Raw genomic sequence first — 15836 nt, forward strand, 5'->3', positions numbered from 1 at the left:
TCAGGAGCCGGCTTTCGTGAGTGCGGAGACGAGCCTGTCGGCCGCCTCCGTGAGGCGCTCTTGGTCGAGCGCGAAGCTGATGCGCAGCGTTCCGTCGTCGCCGAAAACCTCGCCTGAGACGACCGCGACGTGTGCCTCGTCCAGCAGCCAGGCTGCCAGCTCAGCGGCGGTGGGATGTTCGGCGCTCAGCAGCTTGCTGACGTCGGGGAACGCAAACATCCCGCCCGCGGGCGTGGGGCACTCGACGCCCGGCACCTGAGCCAGCTTGCCGACGAGCAGGTCGCGTGAGGCGCGGTAGTCGGCGACGGTGTCGGCGTCGACAGGTGCGGTGAGGGCCGCCAGTGCGGCGTATTGGGTGATGGAAGGGACGTGGGTGATAGTGGCGGACACCTGAGCGCGGGCGGCGGCAACCACTTCAGTGGGGCCGAGTAGCCACCCGACTCGCCAGCCGGTCATCGCGTGGACCTTGGAGACGCCGTCGACTACCACCAGCCGCGACGAGTCGGCCACGACGGCCGTGGCGGAGAACGGGTCGGCGTCGAAGACGAGGCCGCCGTAGACCTCGTCGCTGACCAGCCACACGTCTTTGTCGACGCACCACGCGGCGATTTCAGCGAGCAAACCGGCGGGGTGCAGGACACCGGACGGGTTCGACGGATTCGCGACAACGACAGCGCGGGTGCGCGGAGTCCTGGCGGCCTCGAGCGCGTCGACGCTCGTGAGACCGTCCCGGTCCACAAGAACAGGTACGACGGAGGCGCCGACAGACTCCACCGCGCCGACGTGTCCCGGCCAGCTCGGCCGCAGCACGAGCACCTCCTCCCCCGGCCCGGCCAGCGCCCCCAATGCCAGGTGCAGTGCGTGCTTGGTGCCGATGGTGATCTGCACGTGGTCGGCGGTGACGTGGTCGGGGTGCTGGGCGGCCACTCGTTCGCGCAGGTCTGCGAGCCCGGCGGCGGGACCGTAGTGGTGGGTTCGCGGGTCCCGTGCCGCGGTGACTGCGGCTTCGACGATGTGCGTGGCGGTAGGTGCCTCGGGTTCGCCGGCGGCGAGGGAGATGACGTCGAATCCTGATGCGCGCAGACCTGCGGCGCGGTCGGCGATCCGGAAGATGGGGTTGTCCGACTCAGCCACGGCCGGCCTCTGCTAGCCCGTAGATGTCCAGCGAGCTCTCGCCTGCCTTCAAGCGGCGGATGATGTCGGCCTCCTTGGCGACGCGCTCGTCGGCCGTATCAAGCACCCGATCGGCTACGTGCTGCGGGAGGACGACGACGCCGTCTGCGTCGGCGACGACGAGGTCGCCGGTGTGGACGGTGACTGCGCCGACCTGGACGGGAACGCCGAGCGCGCCGCGGAACAGCTTGCGGGTGCCGCGGACGCTCACGTGCCGGGAGAACACCGGGAAGTCGAGCTCGGCCATCTCGACGGTGTCGCGGACGCCGCCGTCGATGACGAGACCCGCGATCTGGCGGAACTGGGAGGCGACCGCGAGAACCTCTCCCCAGTGGCCCCAGTCGGCACCATTGACGTCGGCGACAAGCACCGACCCTGCCGGCGCTTCGAGGATCGCGTGCTGGAGCGCGAGGTTGTCTCCACCTGCGCCTTGGACGGTGAACGCGGGCGCGGCCACGCGGGCACCCGGCCAGGTGGCGCGGATGCCGACGTCCATCGCGTAGCGGCCCGGACCCTCGGCAGCGACCGCGGCCTCGTACAGCGTCGCGGCGGTGTGCCCCCGGGCGGGGCCGTCGGCGGCGCTCATGCCGTCTCCCCGGTGTCCGATGCGGTCCTATCCGGGGTCTGGAGGGAGTGGTAGCCGTGGGCGCTGCGTGCTTCGCGCAAGGTCGCGCCGTCGCGGACGGTGGCGACGATGGCGGCCTCGACGCGCTCGACCTCGGTCGCAATGGATGCGACCTCATCGGCTCGCCCTGCCGGGACCACGACGACTCCGTCCTCGTCGGCGCACACAACGTCGCCGGGGCGGATAGTGACGCCGTCGACGAGCAGCGGCTCCTGCACCGCCCGGACCCGCACTCGGTCCTTGCCGGTGCGCATGAACCGGCCGACGCTCCAGATCCGGTAGTCGGTGGTCGTCGTTACCGCGACGTCGCGACACACTCCGTTGATCACGGTGCCGGCGACGTGCTTGTGGGCCGCGACCTGCGTCATGATGCCGCCCCACACCGTGCAGTCGGTGCGGCCGGCGTTGTCAATGAACACGACCGAGCCAGCGGGGACGTCGTCGAGGAAGTCACCCACGGTGCCGCCTTGGTCGTCGACCGGCTCGTAGGCGACGGTGTAGGCGGGCCCACAGGCGCGCTGCCCCGGCCGGAGCGGGGAGAGGCCGTGCATTGACCCTCTCAGCCCGAGCTTGTCGAGGGCATCCGAGATGGAAGCGGTCGGAAGGTCGGCGAGCTCTCCGGCAACGCGGGCGCTCATCGGCCCTCTTCCTGCCCCTGATGAAGCACCTGCTCGGCATCGGCTTCGTTGTCGGTGTGGCCGGCCAGGCGCACATCGTGCATGGCCTGGTCGATGCGGACGCCGGCACGGATGTCAGCGGAAATGGCGGCCTCACGCTCGACGATGGCCTCGGCAGCGGCGAGCACCTCCTCGGCACAGTCGGCCGGCACGAACACGACACCCGAGTCGTCGGCGATGACCAGGTCGCCCTCGCTCACGGTCACATCCTCGACCTGCACGGGCACTCCAGTCGCTCGCTGCCGCAGCCGGCCACGTGCCGTGCGGGGACTCACACCTCGGGCGAAGACAGGCAACCCGAGCTCCTGCGCCTCGGCGACATCGCGGCACGCACCGTCGGCAACCACACCGACGACACCTTGCTGGACGCAGCCCAGGGACAAGATGCCACCCCAGCAGGAGACGTCCAGGCGTCCGCCGTTCGCCATCACGAGCACATCGCCCGGGCGAGCATCCGCCACGACGGAAGTGCCCAGGTGCGGACCCGGGGAACCGCCGGAGTCGCCCTCGAGGGCAACGGTGCGCGCGCGTCCCACGAACCGCGGAGTGCCCCAAGCCGGTCGCAGCCCACCGAGTCCAGCCGGAAGGTGAAGGCCGTCGAGAGCGTCACTCACGACGGTCGAGTCAAGAGCGTCCAGACGCTCCACCAGCGGGTCAACGGTTGATTCGCCAGCGCGGTCACCGGTGAGGTCGAACGACGAGGTTTGACTGCTCATGACTCCAGTAGACGGCACCGGACCCGTAGGGTGAAGGTCCGAATCTCTATCTCAGTTTTCTGCGAGGCAGATAAATGTTGGAAGTCCGCGAAGCCCGCTACTTCGTCGCGGTCGCCGAGGAGCTGCACTTCGGGCGAGCCGCCGAGCGCCTGCACATGTCCCAGCCGCCCCTGTCGCAGACCATCAAGACGCTCGAGCAACGGCTCGGAACGAAGCTGCTCACCCGCACCACACGCGCGGTGGCCCTCACTTCGGCCGGCGAGGTACTGCTCCAGCAGTGCCGTCGGCTGGTGAACATGGCAGACGAAGCCGAGACGGCCACCCGAGACGCCGCGAGCGGTCAACTCGGGCGGCTGCGCATCGGCGCGGTCACATCCGCGTTCTTCGAGCCCCTCCCCGCCATGCTCGCCAAGTTCCGCAGCCAGCACCCCCGCGTCGACGTGGTTCTGCGCGAGCTCGACACCCAAGACGCCGTTCGCGCGCTGGCCGACCACGGCATCGACGTCGCCCTTGTCCGCCGGCTCGCCACACCACCCGGCATCGCCCGCCGAACCCTCCTCGAGGAGAAGTTCGTCCTGGCGGTCCCCGCCACCTGGGACCACGTCCCCGACGACGTCGTAGACCTGGCCGACACCGCCCGCGAACCGTGGATCTGGCTCCCGCGACACATCTCCTCCGACTACCACGACCAGGTGGTGGCCTGCTGCCGTCAAGCCGGGTTCTCGCCAGTGGTCACCAACACCGCCGACTCCATCGTCAGCCAGCTCGCCATGGTCGCCTGCGACATCGGCGTCGCCATCGTGCCCGACAGCGCAGCCGAGCACGGCCTCAACCTCCACGGACGCGTCCGGTTCGTGCCCATCAAGAAGCCGACCACCATAGAACTCGCGGCCTTGTGGCTCGAGGACACGGCCAACCCCGCTGTGGCGGCGTTCGTGCGCGACTGAGCGCCGAAACTTCGCTGAGGCGCGATCAACCCTTCGAGCACGAGCCTCTCAGCAGCTAGGGCTGCATGCACCCGTCTGCCGCGAATCCGGGCTCCGATTCGGCTGGCCCAGCAACCGCCATCTGGCCTGTCAGAACGGTCCTGCGAGAGGTTCGTGAGAAGTCGCGCCGACCCTGGACTCGCTGGAATCGCCCAATGTCGTACTGACCTGCACCGTTGCTCCCCGGGTAGGCTACGAACCTACATCGCTAGTCTTGATTCAAAGTCAGCCCACCGTGTACGCGAGATCTGGTCCGATACGCGCCCCGGAAGCTTCGGCCGCGACCCGATCCCTACCAGGGCACCCATGTTGCGTTGCGTCTCTACAGGCCGAGGTCGCGGCTGGAGGTGAACTCGAGGGCTTGGGCGGGGCGGATGTAGCGCTCCAGCAGCGTGGAGAGCCGTTTGTGGCGGGTCTGGGCGGCGATCCGGTCCAGGCTGACGCCGGCGAGCGCGGCGGCGGTCGCGTGTCCGGCGCGCAGGGAGTGCGGGGTGATCCGCTCGGCCGGCAGACCTGCGTCCGTGGCTCGGCCTCGGAGCATGCGGCCGACTGCGGTGCCCGAGAGCGGGTCGGCGGTGACGCGCCTGTTCCTCAACGCGGTGAAGAGGGGACCTGGTCCGGTTCCTCGGTGGTGAAGCCAGCCGCCGAGTGCCGCGATGGGGTCGGTGTCGGCGCGTTGACCGTGGGCGACGGGGACGAGGTGTCCGGCAGCCTCCTGGTCCGTCTTGGACCGGTGGATGTGCAGCAGCAGCCCGGCGGGCTTGTGCTCGACGTCGGCCAGAGTGAGACCAACGAGCTCGGAGACGCGGAGGGCGGAGGCGAAGCCGAGCAGGATCACGGCGGCGTCGCGGGCGCCCTTGGCGGTCGTGCGGTCGATGGGGTGCAGGATCTGGCGGAGGTCGGCGATGTCGAGGGGTCGGGCTTGGCGTCGGGGTGCGGTGCCGACGAGGCGGCGCAGCCCGCGGCGGACCTGCCGAACCGCTTCGCAGGCCGTGGGGTCGTCGAGGCCGCGCACGCGGTGGCGATAGGAGATCGCGCCCACGGCCAGGTCCAGCGTGGGAACCGAGGCTCCGGCGGCGGCGAGGTCGGTGAGGTAGGCGCAGACCAGGGCGGCCGAGGCCGGCAAAGGCTGGGCGTCTCGGGTGGCGCACCAGCGTTCCCACCGCTTCCAGCCCAGGTCGTAGATCCGGCGGGTGGACCCGGCGAGCGTGGAGTGGATCGCTTCGGCGATGCGCAGCGCGTCGTCGACAGTGAGTCCCTCCGGCAGGTCGAGAGCGGGGCTGTCGGGCAGGGAGGCGGCCAGCGCCTCGGCGGTAGTGGTGATCACCCACAGGTTGTAGGGATCGGTCTCCCCCGCCCATGCGCCGGGGAGCCTGCGGTGCCGACCGGGCGCGAGGGATGCGGGTCGGTCGAGGGTGTGGGTCGTGGCCGGGAAAGGAGCAGTATTCGGCCCGGGGTTGAATCTCATCGCTTGCGCGGGCGACAAGCGCTGCACACCTGCTCAGCATGACACTCTCAGTAGAGAACCCCGACGAGCTGATCGCGGTCATCCCGCACCTGCTCGGCTTCAAGCCCGAAGAGTCGATCGTGTTCCTGCCGATGCGATCCGACCTCCCCGTCGCCCGGGTCGACCTGCCCACCACAACACGCGACCGCGACTTCGTCTGGCGATCCATCAGTGACGCCTTCAGCCGCTACGCGCAACCCGGAACCAGCGTCGGCATCGTCTGTATCACCGCCGACCGGGCGATCGCCGAGGAAGTCGGTCCCGAGTTCGCCGCCCGGCTCGACACCATCGGGATCGACACGCGACTGGTCGTGTGGGCCGACGAGACCCGATGGGCCGACCTCACCACCGGCGACATGGGCCTCCAGACCGACGCCGCCCGGGAGCGGATCGCGGCGATGACCGTCCTGGGCGGTCGGCCGCCGCCGGCCGCCAGTCGCAACTCCCTCGCCACGACCCTGGTCGGCGACCGTGAGCCGGTGGCCCGCCTGCTGCCGGAGACTCGTGAGGCGGCACGGGAGAACACAGCGAAGTTGGAAGGCCGGTGGGCACTCGGCCGGATGCAGCGATTCCAACGCGACGGGGTCCGCCTCTCCGACGGCGACGCGGCCCGGCTGCTCGTCTCCATCGAATCCATCCCGACCCGCGACCGGCTCTGGCTCGACATGAACCGCGGCAACGCCGCCTCGCACGTCGCGCTGTGGACGGACATGACTCAGCGCGCTCCCGACGGCGTGCGTTCCGCCCCGGCTTCGCTGCTCGGCTTCGCGGGATGGCTGAGCGGCCACGGGGCTCTCGCGTGGTGCGCCCTCGACCAGGTTCCCAAGGACAAGCCGTACACCCTCGCCAACTTGGTGGCAGCGGCCGTCCAGACAGGCATGCACCCACGCGAGTGGGAAGCCGCCAACCGTCCCACCGAACGCGGGCTGGAGAACGCTGCCGAATTCATCGCCCGACGCTCGACCGCACAAGCCGGACCGGCCCGACCCGCGCACGGGTTCTGAGGATGACCCCGTGGATGTCACGTACCGCCGTCGCCACCCGGCCGGCCGACTCGAACGACTACTCGCCCGTCTCGTGCCGGCAAGGTCGACGCACGAGCCCGTCGCCATTCGGGTCGATTTCGTGCTCGGCGATGGCGTCGAGGTCAAGCAGGTTTGAAGTGGGAAGCGACGGTCGCGCGAACGACCGCAACGTCGACGGAGCCCTCGTCCTCGACGAGGAGCTTGGCGAGCCGCTTCGGCCAGAGAACCTGCACCGCACGGGTTGTGAATGCTCCGCCGATCAATGGCCAGTCAGCCTCGACAAAACAGAGAGAGCCGGTGACGGGGAGGTCACCGACAACCTCGCGGACCAGATCGACCTGCTTGAGAACGCCGTCGACGAGCTTGGTGCAGTCGCGTCGCCCGACGAGGACCTTCTCGACCTTCGGACGAAGGATGCCGCCCTCGATCTTCAACTCGGGTCGGCCCTTGTATCGCTTCGCGTCGATCACCCAGATTCCGGCGGCGGTGATAGCGATGTGGTCGATGTTGGCCTTCGTGCCAGGAATACGTCGGTCGTGAAGCACAGCAACCGACTCTGAAACGAGCGAGTCGAGTCGTGCGCCGAGTCGCTCCTCACCAACCGCGCCGGTCGCCCATGCCTTCGTGCTCTGCTTCTCCTCGGAGAGGGCGACGGCGATGCCGCCGAGCTTGCCCCACTTCTGACGGAGTCGCTCTTCGTCCTTCGCCCTGCGCCGTTCGTACTCGCGACGAGCAGACAATCCTGCGACTCCGGTGTCCTCGACCGGGACCACAGCGGATGGCTCGTCGGTCTCAACCTCTGTCGCTGGAGCCACCGCTTCGACCCCGGTCGGGCACGCAATGCACCGGACAGTCTTGGTCGCCCGCTCGTAGATCGCCTCCGCGCGGACAGGAAGCTCGGTGCCACACAGACGGCACATCGCTGGGTAGCGGAGCTTCATCCGCTTGTCGGAATCGCCGTCAGGCGAAGGTTCGTCAATCAGGTCGACCACACCGTCAGACTAGGGATCGGGACTGACGGCTCTCGCGGCATCCCGAGGTGTCGGACGGCCCCAGTAGTGTCTTGCAGGACGACAGGAGTGAGCGGATGACCGAGGCGCCGACCGGAACCGCAGGCGAGCACGGAGCCGCTGCAAGTGCTCTCGGCTACCAGTTCCAAGTTAACTGGGGCCTCCTCGAACTGCTCCGTCGCGGCGCTTCACGCCCAGACCAGTCGCTCACCCTTGAACTCCACGACGATGTCGCTTGGGACCACGCGGGCCATCCAATCGAGCGAATCCAGGTCAAGCACCACCTCAACCGCCAAGCCTCGCTTACCGACGCGAGCCCGGATGTATGGCGCACCTTGAAAGTGTGGATGGACACAGCGAGCCCCGCCGACCCCAACGGTGCACTCCTCGTTCTCGTCACCACTGCAACAGCAGCAACGGGAAGCGCGGCCTCCATTCTTCGGCCAGATCAAGGTCGTGACGAATCGGCCGCTTTAGCGTTGCTCGTCGCGACCGCGGAGACATCCGCGAACCAGGCGACTGCTCCAGCCCGGGAGCAGTTTCTCGCGTTGTCCTCGGCGGACCGAGAGGTCTTCGTCTCCAAGGTTCAGGTCCTAGACGGACAACCTGGAGTTACCGACCTCGACGCCCAACTGCGTCAGCAGCTGTGGTTGTCGCTGCCTTCGGACGAGGGCCACGCCAACACCTACCTCGACCTCGTCTGGCGCTGGTGGGCGAGCGTCTCACTTGACCTACTCACGGGAGTCCGCGCGTCCGTCGACGTTCAAGAAGTTCGTCAACAACTCGCCGGCATACGCGACATGTTCCAAGCAGACAATCTGCCGACCCTGGTCGAGCTCGAAGATGTTGACGAGGACGCAACCGTCGACCTACATGTCGACCGTCCGTTCGTTCACCAGATGCACTGGGTCCGAGTGAAGATCGACAACCTTCGAACGGCGATCGTCGACTACCACCGAGCCGTCACCCAGACGACAAACTGGCTAGATCGGGACCTGATCGGAATCGCGGAGTTGGAGAAGTTCGAGCGGAACCTCACCGACGAGTGGCGCCGAGCTTACGGCGACATGATGGAGGACCTTCCGGACGACGCAACGGACGATGCGAAAGCGGAGATGGGCAGGGCCTTGCTTCGCAAACTCCGGGACTCAACTGCGGTGACCGTCCGAAGCCGCTACACAGACTCCTTCTTCGCGAGAGGCAAGCGCCACGAACTCGCCGACGCGGGCAACATCGGATGGCACCCGGAGTTCCAGACCCTCCTCGAGAATCTGCTCACCGGAAGCGACACGACCGCGTCTGGCGGCGGCAGCGCCGCCTGACGGCGAAACTGGGGTAATCCCAGAGTTGAACGTAACTCGCTGGCATGCTTCATGGGGTGAGTAGCTGGACTGAGCGTTCCCCGGCCGTGGCGGCCATGCTCAACCCTGCCCTGCTGGCGGTCGTCGCTGGCGCAGCGACCGAGGAGTACACCCGGCTCAGCGGCGAGCCACTGCACTATGCCTACCCTTATCTGGTCGCACCTCTGGTGCTCCACCACGACACTCGCCAAGCGTTACCTCGCCGAACCGACTCCCATCTCGCCACATGGCTTCTCCGCAACCCAGTCATTGCGGCAGGGTTCCCGGAGCGAGCCAAGTCGCTCACCCCCGCAGTCACCGAAGGTCTCCGCTTCGCGCTGGCTCATGGCTCTCTTTCCCTGACGGACTCCGGCCATCTGATCGGCGGCATCGCGGACAACGCGCGCCCCGCCAAGGTCGGTGACATCGCCGCGATCGTCGCGAAGTCGGGATTCGTGGGCCGGTGGCTGACGAAGCTCGACAAGCCTGCTACGGCGTTTGCGCTCCTCGGCGTGAGGCCGTAACCAGCATGCAGCTCCTAACTATTTCCCTCTACGGTCCCGACGGCGCACGACGAGACGTCGAGTTCGCACCCGGTCAGCTCAACATCGTGACGGGCGAGTCCCAGACCGGAAAGTCCGCTCTCCTTACAATCGTTGAGTACTGCCTCGGCCGCGACTCGATGCGTGTGCCGGCAGGACCAATCAGCGACACCGTTTCTTGGTACGGAGCGCTATGGCAGATCAGCCCCGGCGCGAGAGCCTTCGTCGGCCGACCCGCGCCCGCACCAGGTCGTGCATCAACCCAACAGGCAATGTTGGAGTTTGGGGACGACACCCTCGCCCCCCCGGCTCGCGACGACCTCGTCGTCAACACCGACAGCGACTCTCTGCGTGTCCAGCTCGGCCGCCGGATCGGCATCGAGGAGAACTTGTCCTCGACTGCTGCCGGCTCGCTCCGGACTCCGCTCGAAGCAAACATCGGTCACGCCGCTTGGCTCTGCCTCCAAGGCCAGAGTGAGATCGCGAGCCCCAATCAGCTCTTCCACCGCCAAGGCGAACAGGGCATTGACCAAGCGTTGAAAGATACGCTCCCGTACTTCCTCGGTGCTGTACCCGCAGACCAAGCGGTCAAGAAGGCGCGCCTGCGTGACGCCCGGCGAGACCTGCAACGTCTGGAGTCCGCCCTTCGTGTTGCAGAAGACGCGGCAGCAAACCTGGACACCCGACTTGCTGCTGCACTCGCGGAGGCACACGCAGTCGGCCTCGTCGAGTCCACCGCGTTCGAGAACCGCAAGGAGGTTCTCGACGCCCTGAACGCTGCGCGCGTCGCTCGGCCTTCCGAGGCGCCAATCGCGGACGTCGAGGCCCAAAATCGACGACTGGAGCTCGTTGTCGAGCGCGATCGCCTTCGACAAGAACTGCGCTCAGCACTCGGCGACCGTGAGCTGCTTCTCGAACGGCGTCAGAGCGAGGCGGAGTACACCGAGGCAATCGCCCTCCACACAGGACGAATGACGAGCCTTGAACTTCTGCCCATCCCCGCCCCACGCTCGGCCAACGACGAGGACGCCGCCACTAATGCCGATGATGCGAGCGAACCGAGCCACTCCTGTCCTGCCTGCGGCCAGCATCTGGAGCAACCCGATGCCGCGGCGAGCCAGGTTGCGGCTCGCCTCCAAGAGCTGCGCATTGAGTTGGCAGAACTTCACGCGGCACCGCCGTCGCGAAGGTCCGAGATCGAGCGGCTTGACGAGGCGATTGCAGGATTCCGCGCAAGCCTGGTTGCCACCGAGAGCGCGATCGAATCCTTGCTGGCCTCCGAACGCTCAGTCGAGGAACTCAACGCGATTGCCAACCGTGACTTCGTCCGAGGACGTGTCGACGCGCTCCTGTCCTCGGCAGCGAGTGCCGACGAGTTGGAGATCCTAAGACTTCGACGAGATCGAGACGCCGTGGCAAGGACGGTCGCCGCGCTGGAGGCCGAACTCGATGTGGATGACGAGCGCGAGCAACTGACGTCTCGCTTGCTGTCGGTCGGCTCTGACATGACCGCCTACGCAGACACACTGAATCTTGAACACGCCGGCACGAGCGTCCGCCTCGATCTCGCGCGGCTGACAGTTGTCACCGACCGGGATGGAGCCGGACCAGTTCCTCTCTGGCGTATTGGCAGCGCGGCGAACTGGATCGGCTATCACTTGGTCACGCACTTGGCCTTGCACCGGCACTTCGTCCGCAACGGCCGCCCCGTGCCGAGATTCCTGATGCTCGACCAGCCGACACAGGCGTACTACCCATCCGAGGCGTCTCGGGCGAGCGGCCTCCCTGAGTCTGATGCCGATGCACTCGCCGTCGAGGCGATGTTCAAGCTCATCTTCGACGTCGTCACGGAGCTTGCGCCAGGCCTCCAAGTCATCGTGTGCGACCACGCTCATCTCAACACGGACTGGTTCGAGCAGTCGATCCAGCACGAGTGGCGCAACGGCGTGAAACTGATCCCCGCCGAGTGGATTGCCGGCGCTGCCGGTGAACCCAGCGAGTCTGGCGGCCAGACTGATGAAGCAGGTGCCTAACCCGCCGCTAGGCGAGCAACGTCTGGATGCGCGCGGCGAGACTCTGCTTCAGATCCGCCAGCCCTTCTCCGTTACGGAGATAGGTGAGGGTCCGGATGGACCGCAGGTCAAACGGTACGTCGTCCATCGATTGCGCGATCTGGATGACGTCCCTGCCGAGAGAGTGGGCGACGCCAGTCTCGTAGAAGACATTGGCGTTCTTCGAGGTCAGGTCCGAGACGACCAAGCGGCACCGCCAGATCAGGCTTATCACGTCATCCATGATGTGGTGGTTTTCCCAGATGTCGTCTGCGCGATGGCATCGCAGCCCCAAGCCTTCGACCGACTCCTTGATGGCTGCGTAAACCGGGTTGAACTCGGCCCCGAAAGGCATCATCACGGCCACGAGATCCGGCTCAACCGGTGCCTCGACAGGAAAGCTGAATACCTGAGGCGCGAGGTGACGGATTCCTTCGGCTGCCAGCAAGACCTCGTAAAGGTCCAGATCCTTGATGGCCCAGTGCGTCCGGTTCAGCTCCCACTGTCCAATGCCCAGCTCGGTTGCAAGTGACGCGACTCGGCCGGTACTCAAAGCGGGAAGACCCGGATTCTGAACGAAAGTGAACCTGTAGTCGGTGCCGATTAGCTGGAGGTTAGTGATGCGCCCAACTCTGGCAACAGGCGGCGCGTTGGAGTCGCCGATCTCCGGCATCACCAGTGCCGGGAAGCTGAGAACTCTGTTCACGTCCAGAGTCCCAGCCGGCCGGACGTAGTCCACGAGTGCCTGATCAGTGTGCTCGAAGACCCGACTTCCCGTCGCGGTGTTGTCGTAGAAGCCGACGAGGAGGTTGTACATTCCTTAACTCTCCTCAAAGCCCGACTGGTCGAACTTGAGGGTCTTGGCGTTCTCGGAGACAGTGCGGACCTTGCCGTCCTCGAAGCCGGTGGTGTTGGTGGCTTCGATCTCGATGCGGACGGTCAGCTCAGTGCCCTCGTCGGCGCGCAGGTTGGCGATGACCTCGTCGGCGATGTTCTTGAAGTCCATCGCGATTTTGTCGGAGTTAAGGGTCTTCACTCCGTAGAAGCGGGTCTTCGGCTTGGTAAAGACGATGTCGACCTTCGGCGCCGACGGATCGTGCGAGACCGGCCCACCCTGCTGCTCGACGAGTGCCGCGAGCTGCTCCTCGGGAGAAGTCTTCGGGGCCGACTCTGCCTCGATCTGCTTCGACGCAACGTTTGGCTTCACGAGCAGCAGCGTGTCCGTGGTGGTCGGCGGGAGCGACTTGCCGTCGGTGGTCGGGTGCCACAGGCCGACGTAGCGACCGGTGCCCTCGTCGTAGCCCGTGGCGAGCGCGAACGCGTCGGTCTGCCAGATCATCGGCATGTCGACGATCCCCTCGTTAAGCACCTTCCGGTCACGGAGCCGTGGCATGTACGGGTACTGCGCGTACAGGCTCCACAGGGTGCCGAGCGCGACGTGGCCGTCCTTCCATATCTGCGGCACCTTGTTGATCGCCAACCGAATAGTTGCCGCAGCCTGCCGCGTGGACAGGTCGCCGTCGTTGCCAAGCCGACGCGAGACACGCTCGGCGAGCGACTCGGACTGACCCTCGACCTTGGTCTCCCGGATCAGGAACGGCGCCCCGGGGTCCGGCTGCGTCGGCACCAACGCCCAGGTGAAGGACTGCAACAGCCGCGCGGTCACGGTCTGGTCAGCCTGGTCACGCCGCTGCGCCGCCTGGTTCTTCTGGTTTTGCGTGAGGTCGAGATCAGCCTCGTTGTCGAGCACGTGCTTCCAACCGAGGTAGTCACGGGTCGCAGAGTTGAGCTCTTCCAGCCTGGCTTCGTCGGCGGCGAGATAGACGACCGTGTTGCGGTTGGTCCGGTTGGCGCTACCGCGATGCTCGGTGGCCTTCTGCGCGAACGCCTTGGCCTCAGAGTCAGTCTTGGCCTTGTGCGCGACCTTCGGGTGAAGGATCACCAGCCGCGCCTCGTCGGTGTCGGGGATGTCAGCGTTGGACTCAGGGCAGACATGAACGCCAGCGAAGTCGCCCCGCGTTCGGCCCTGGCCCTGGAGGCGGCGGACGATCTCGGCCCACACGTCCTCCTTGTGAAGACGCTCGGCCTGGTCCTTGGCTGTCCGGGTGATATTGGGCTGGAGGTCGTACCAGTACTTGCCCGAGCCGGAGTAGAAGTACGTCGCCCGGTCGCCGAGCTGGGTCAGTGCCGCATGGAAGTTGCCTGGCACATCGCCCGGAACTGCGGTGCCGAGGAAGACCCGCTGGGTGCCGATGCCCTTGTGCGTGGAACCGGGCGCGATGGTCGGAGCCGCGCCGAAGAACACGGTCCGGGCAAGGCGCTTGGTGAGTGCCCGCTGACCGAACAGTGGCTTCTCCTTGTCGATGCGCCCAGGCTCAGAGTTGGGGCCGTCGACATCGGCGTCGATGATCGTCTTCCACGAGTCTTGGAGGTATTGCGTCAGCTCAGCGTTCACGTTTGCCGTGGCGAGCGGGATCGAGCCAGGCATGATCAGCGGCGAGGCGTCCTCGCCGGTCCAGAGTGCGTGGATGACGGTGCTCATCAGGCGCAGCACGCCACGGGTGCGCTGGAAGCGCTCCAGCGATGACCACTCCTCGTAGAGGGTGTCGAACATCTCTGGGTGGATCGGGTAGGTCCGCTTAATGCGGTCCTCATACGCCGCATCACGAACCTCGCGCGGGAAGTCGTCGGTGTACTTGCGGTACATCTCGACGTACGCCTTGGCCGTCGCCCCTATGGACGCGAGCCCAGCAGCGTCGGGCTGCTTGAACAGGCGCTGCTTCACGATGTGATACGCCTCGTCGGATGAGGCCGGACGCCACTGGTCAGCCACACGACGGACGACGTTCTGGAGCCGCTTGAGCGCTTCGAGGCCGTTCGCGCCGCCGACCTCCTCGGCATTGCCAACAGCAATCTGCGAATCGTCGCCGCTCTCCGATGCAGGGATCGAGATTGCCAGAAGGACCCCGGACGTGCCCTTTGATGCTTCGGTGAGCGACTGAGCGAAAGTGAACTGGTCATCGAACGTGCCGCCGGCGAGGTCATCGCGGCCAACAAGGGACCGGGCATAGGCGACCCACTCGTCGATCAAGATGACAGCGGGTGCGTACTTCTTCAGCAGATCGTGGAGGGCGTCGCCCGGATGGGTTCGGTCGCCGTCGGCCTTCGCCACGAGCGCGTATCCCTCGGGTCCGCCGAGCTGCCAAGCCAGCTCACCCCAGATCGTATTGACCTGAGTGCCGTCCTCCTTGATCACGCCAGACGGACTGAAGTGGTTGCCGACGATGGCGACACGGTTGACTTTGGTGCCCTTGTAGCCGCTGGCGAGTAGCAGCTCTTGGGTTTCCTGCGGGAAGTTACCTACAGGCAGGCCTGCCGCGACGTGCCACAGGGAGAGCATCGAGTGAGTCTTGCCGCCACCGAAGTTGGTCTGCAGGTTGATGACCGGCGAGGCGTTGTCGTCACCGGCAAGGCGGCGCACGGCACGGCCGATGAGGTCACCGAGACCTTCGGTGAGATAAGTGCGCTTGAAGAACTCGACCGGGTCGGCATAGTCGGAGTCGACCTCACCGCCCGTGGCGACCTTGTAGAGGTCGGCCGCGAACTCCGAGGCGTGGAAGTTGCCGGTGGCGACGTCGTCGTGCGGCTGGAGCACCTCGCGCCACGGCTTGAGACCGCCCGTGGCCTCGGGGTTGTCCACGGCGGCCTTGAGGACCTTCTTGTCGTCACGATCAGCGGTGACTCGCCGCAGGTTGAGTCGGATCGACCTCACCTGGTCTGCCTCCGCAGGCTTGCCCAGCAACGTCATCAACCGCTCGGCTGTGTCGAGCGCGCGGTAGGCGTCATCGTCGGTGAACGACCCGTTGTGCGCCCAGGTATTGCGGGCATTCTTCAGCTCGGTGGCGAACGCCTCGCCAACCCGACCCAGGGTGTCCGAGAACGGATACCAACGGGGCTTCACATTGTTGGTAATCGAGGACTCCGTCAGCATGCGCAGCTGGACTTGAGGGTCGAGGGGGTCATAGACCTTGCCTGCGTGTCCATCCTTCGCGGCGACGAGCTGAACCCAGTTGGCGCCGACCGCAGCGTCGACAGCGCCGATCACTGACGAGATGTAGTCGTCGAGTGCCGGGGCGATGACTTCGAACAGCTTGCCGATGCGGTCGCGGTTGCTCACTGCCATG

At 66.5% G+C, this 15836-nt stretch carries 14 protein-coding genes; 6 read left to right on the forward strand and 8 right to left on the reverse strand.

The features are described 5' to 3' along the window. Genes EFL26_RS20070 through EFL26_RS24940 form a run of 4 tightly spaced genes read right to left on the reverse strand, consistent with a single transcriptional unit; the run spans position 1 to position 3191 of the window. Positions 1 to 1134: an aminotransferase class I/II-fold pyridoxal phosphate-dependent enzyme gene (locus EFL26_RS20070; RefSeq protein WP_123224691.1), complete on the reverse strand. Its 1134-nt coding sequence runs from the start codon at positions 1132 to 1134 to the stop codon at positions 1 to 3. After that, entirely contained in the window at positions 1127 to 1759 is a 633-nt protein-coding gene (locus tag EFL26_RS20075) for an RraA family protein (protein WP_123224692.1), read from the reverse strand. Before EFL26_RS20075 ends, EFL26_RS20070 begins: the two co-directional genes overlap by 8 nt. Then, entirely contained in the window at positions 1756 to 2436 is a 681-nt protein-coding gene (locus EFL26_RS20080) for an RraA family protein (RefSeq protein ID WP_123224693.1), read from the reverse strand. The genes EFL26_RS20075 and EFL26_RS20080 overlap by 4 nt, the downstream gene beginning before the upstream one ends. Next, positions 2433 to 3191 (reverse strand): RraA family protein, encoded by a 759-nt coding sequence (locus EFL26_RS24940; RefSeq protein WP_123224694.1) that lies wholly within the window; start codon positions 3189 to 3191, stop codon positions 2433 to 2435. The genes EFL26_RS20080 and EFL26_RS24940 overlap by 4 nt, the downstream gene beginning before the upstream one ends. 74 nt (positions 3192 to 3265) lie before the next feature. On the opposite strand from EFL26_RS24940, the gene EFL26_RS20090 reads away from it, so the two are divergent. Beyond that, a complete protein-coding gene (locus EFL26_RS20090) occupies positions 3266 to 4138 on the forward strand; it encodes a LysR substrate-binding domain-containing protein (RefSeq protein WP_123224695.1) in 873 nt (290 codons plus the stop codon). 361 nt (positions 4139 to 4499) lie between these two features. On the opposite strand, the gene EFL26_RS20095 is transcribed toward EFL26_RS20090, so the two are convergent. Further along, the gene (locus tag EFL26_RS20095; RefSeq protein ID WP_183408290.1) at positions 4500 to 5504 is read right to left on the reverse strand and encodes a tyrosine-type recombinase/integrase; all 1005 of its coding nucleotides are present in this window, start codon (positions 5502 to 5504) and stop codon (positions 4500 to 4502) included. 179 nt (positions 5505 to 5683) lie between these two features. Between EFL26_RS20095 and EFL26_RS20100 the strand changes: the two genes are divergently transcribed. Beyond that, on the forward strand, positions 5684 to 6688 hold the full coding sequence (locus EFL26_RS20100; RefSeq protein WP_123224697.1) for a DUF4192 domain-containing protein: 1005 nt from the start codon (positions 5684 to 5686) through the stop codon (positions 6686 to 6688). A 10-nt stretch (positions 6689 to 6698) separates the two neighbouring features. After that, positions 6699 to 6845: a hypothetical protein gene (locus tag EFL26_RS24380; RefSeq protein ID WP_183408291.1), complete on the forward strand. Its 147-nt coding sequence runs from the start codon at positions 6699 to 6701 to the stop codon at positions 6843 to 6845. On the opposite strand, the gene EFL26_RS20105 is transcribed toward EFL26_RS24380, so the two are convergent. Further along, the gene (locus EFL26_RS20105) at positions 6832 to 7701 is read right to left on the reverse strand and encodes a nuclease-related domain-containing protein (protein ID WP_246000305.1); all 870 of its coding nucleotides are present in this window, start codon (positions 7699 to 7701) and stop codon (positions 6832 to 6834) included. The two genes, EFL26_RS24380 and EFL26_RS20105, sit on opposite strands and share 14 nt — an antisense overlap. 95 nt (positions 7702 to 7796) lie before the next feature. On the opposite strand from EFL26_RS20105, the gene EFL26_RS20110 reads away from it, so the two are divergent. The 3 genes from EFL26_RS20110 (at position 7797) to EFL26_RS20120 (ending at position 11634) form a co-directional block, all read left to right on the forward strand. Continuing rightward, positions 7797 to 9041, forward strand: a complete 1245-nt coding sequence (locus EFL26_RS20110; protein WP_123224698.1) for an ABC-three component system protein — start codon at positions 7797 to 7799, stop codon at positions 9039 to 9041. Between the two features lie 56 nt (positions 9042 to 9097). Further along, a complete protein-coding gene (locus tag EFL26_RS20115; RefSeq protein ID WP_148046782.1) occupies positions 9098 to 9583 on the forward strand; it encodes a three component ABC system middle component in 486 nt (161 codons plus the stop codon). 290 nt (positions 9584 to 9873) lie between these two features. Next, positions 9874 to 11634, forward strand: coding sequence for a DUF3732 domain-containing protein (locus EFL26_RS20120; RefSeq protein WP_221177076.1), 1761 nt, complete (start codon positions 9874 to 9876; stop codon positions 11632 to 11634). Positions 11635 to 11641: 7 nt separating this feature from the next. Here EFL26_RS20120 and EFL26_RS20125 read toward each other — a convergent pair whose 3' ends face one another. Together EFL26_RS20125 and EFL26_RS20130 are read right to left on the reverse strand one after the other, a co-directional pair. Beyond that, positions 11642 to 12469: a hypothetical protein gene (locus EFL26_RS20125; protein ID WP_123224701.1), complete on the reverse strand. Its 828-nt coding sequence runs from the start codon at positions 12467 to 12469 to the stop codon at positions 11642 to 11644. A gap of 3 nt (positions 12470 to 12472) precedes the next feature. Further along, positions 12473 to 15835, reverse strand: a complete 3363-nt coding sequence (locus tag EFL26_RS20130; protein WP_123224702.1) for a DUF499 domain-containing protein — start codon at positions 15833 to 15835, stop codon at positions 12473 to 12475. Between the last annotated feature and the right edge of the window lies 1 nt (position 15836).

Source organism: Nocardioides pocheonensis (genome assembly GCF_003725535.1).
GTDB lineage: Bacteria > Actinomycetota > Actinomycetes > Propionibacteriales > Nocardioidaceae > Marmoricola > Marmoricola pocheonensis.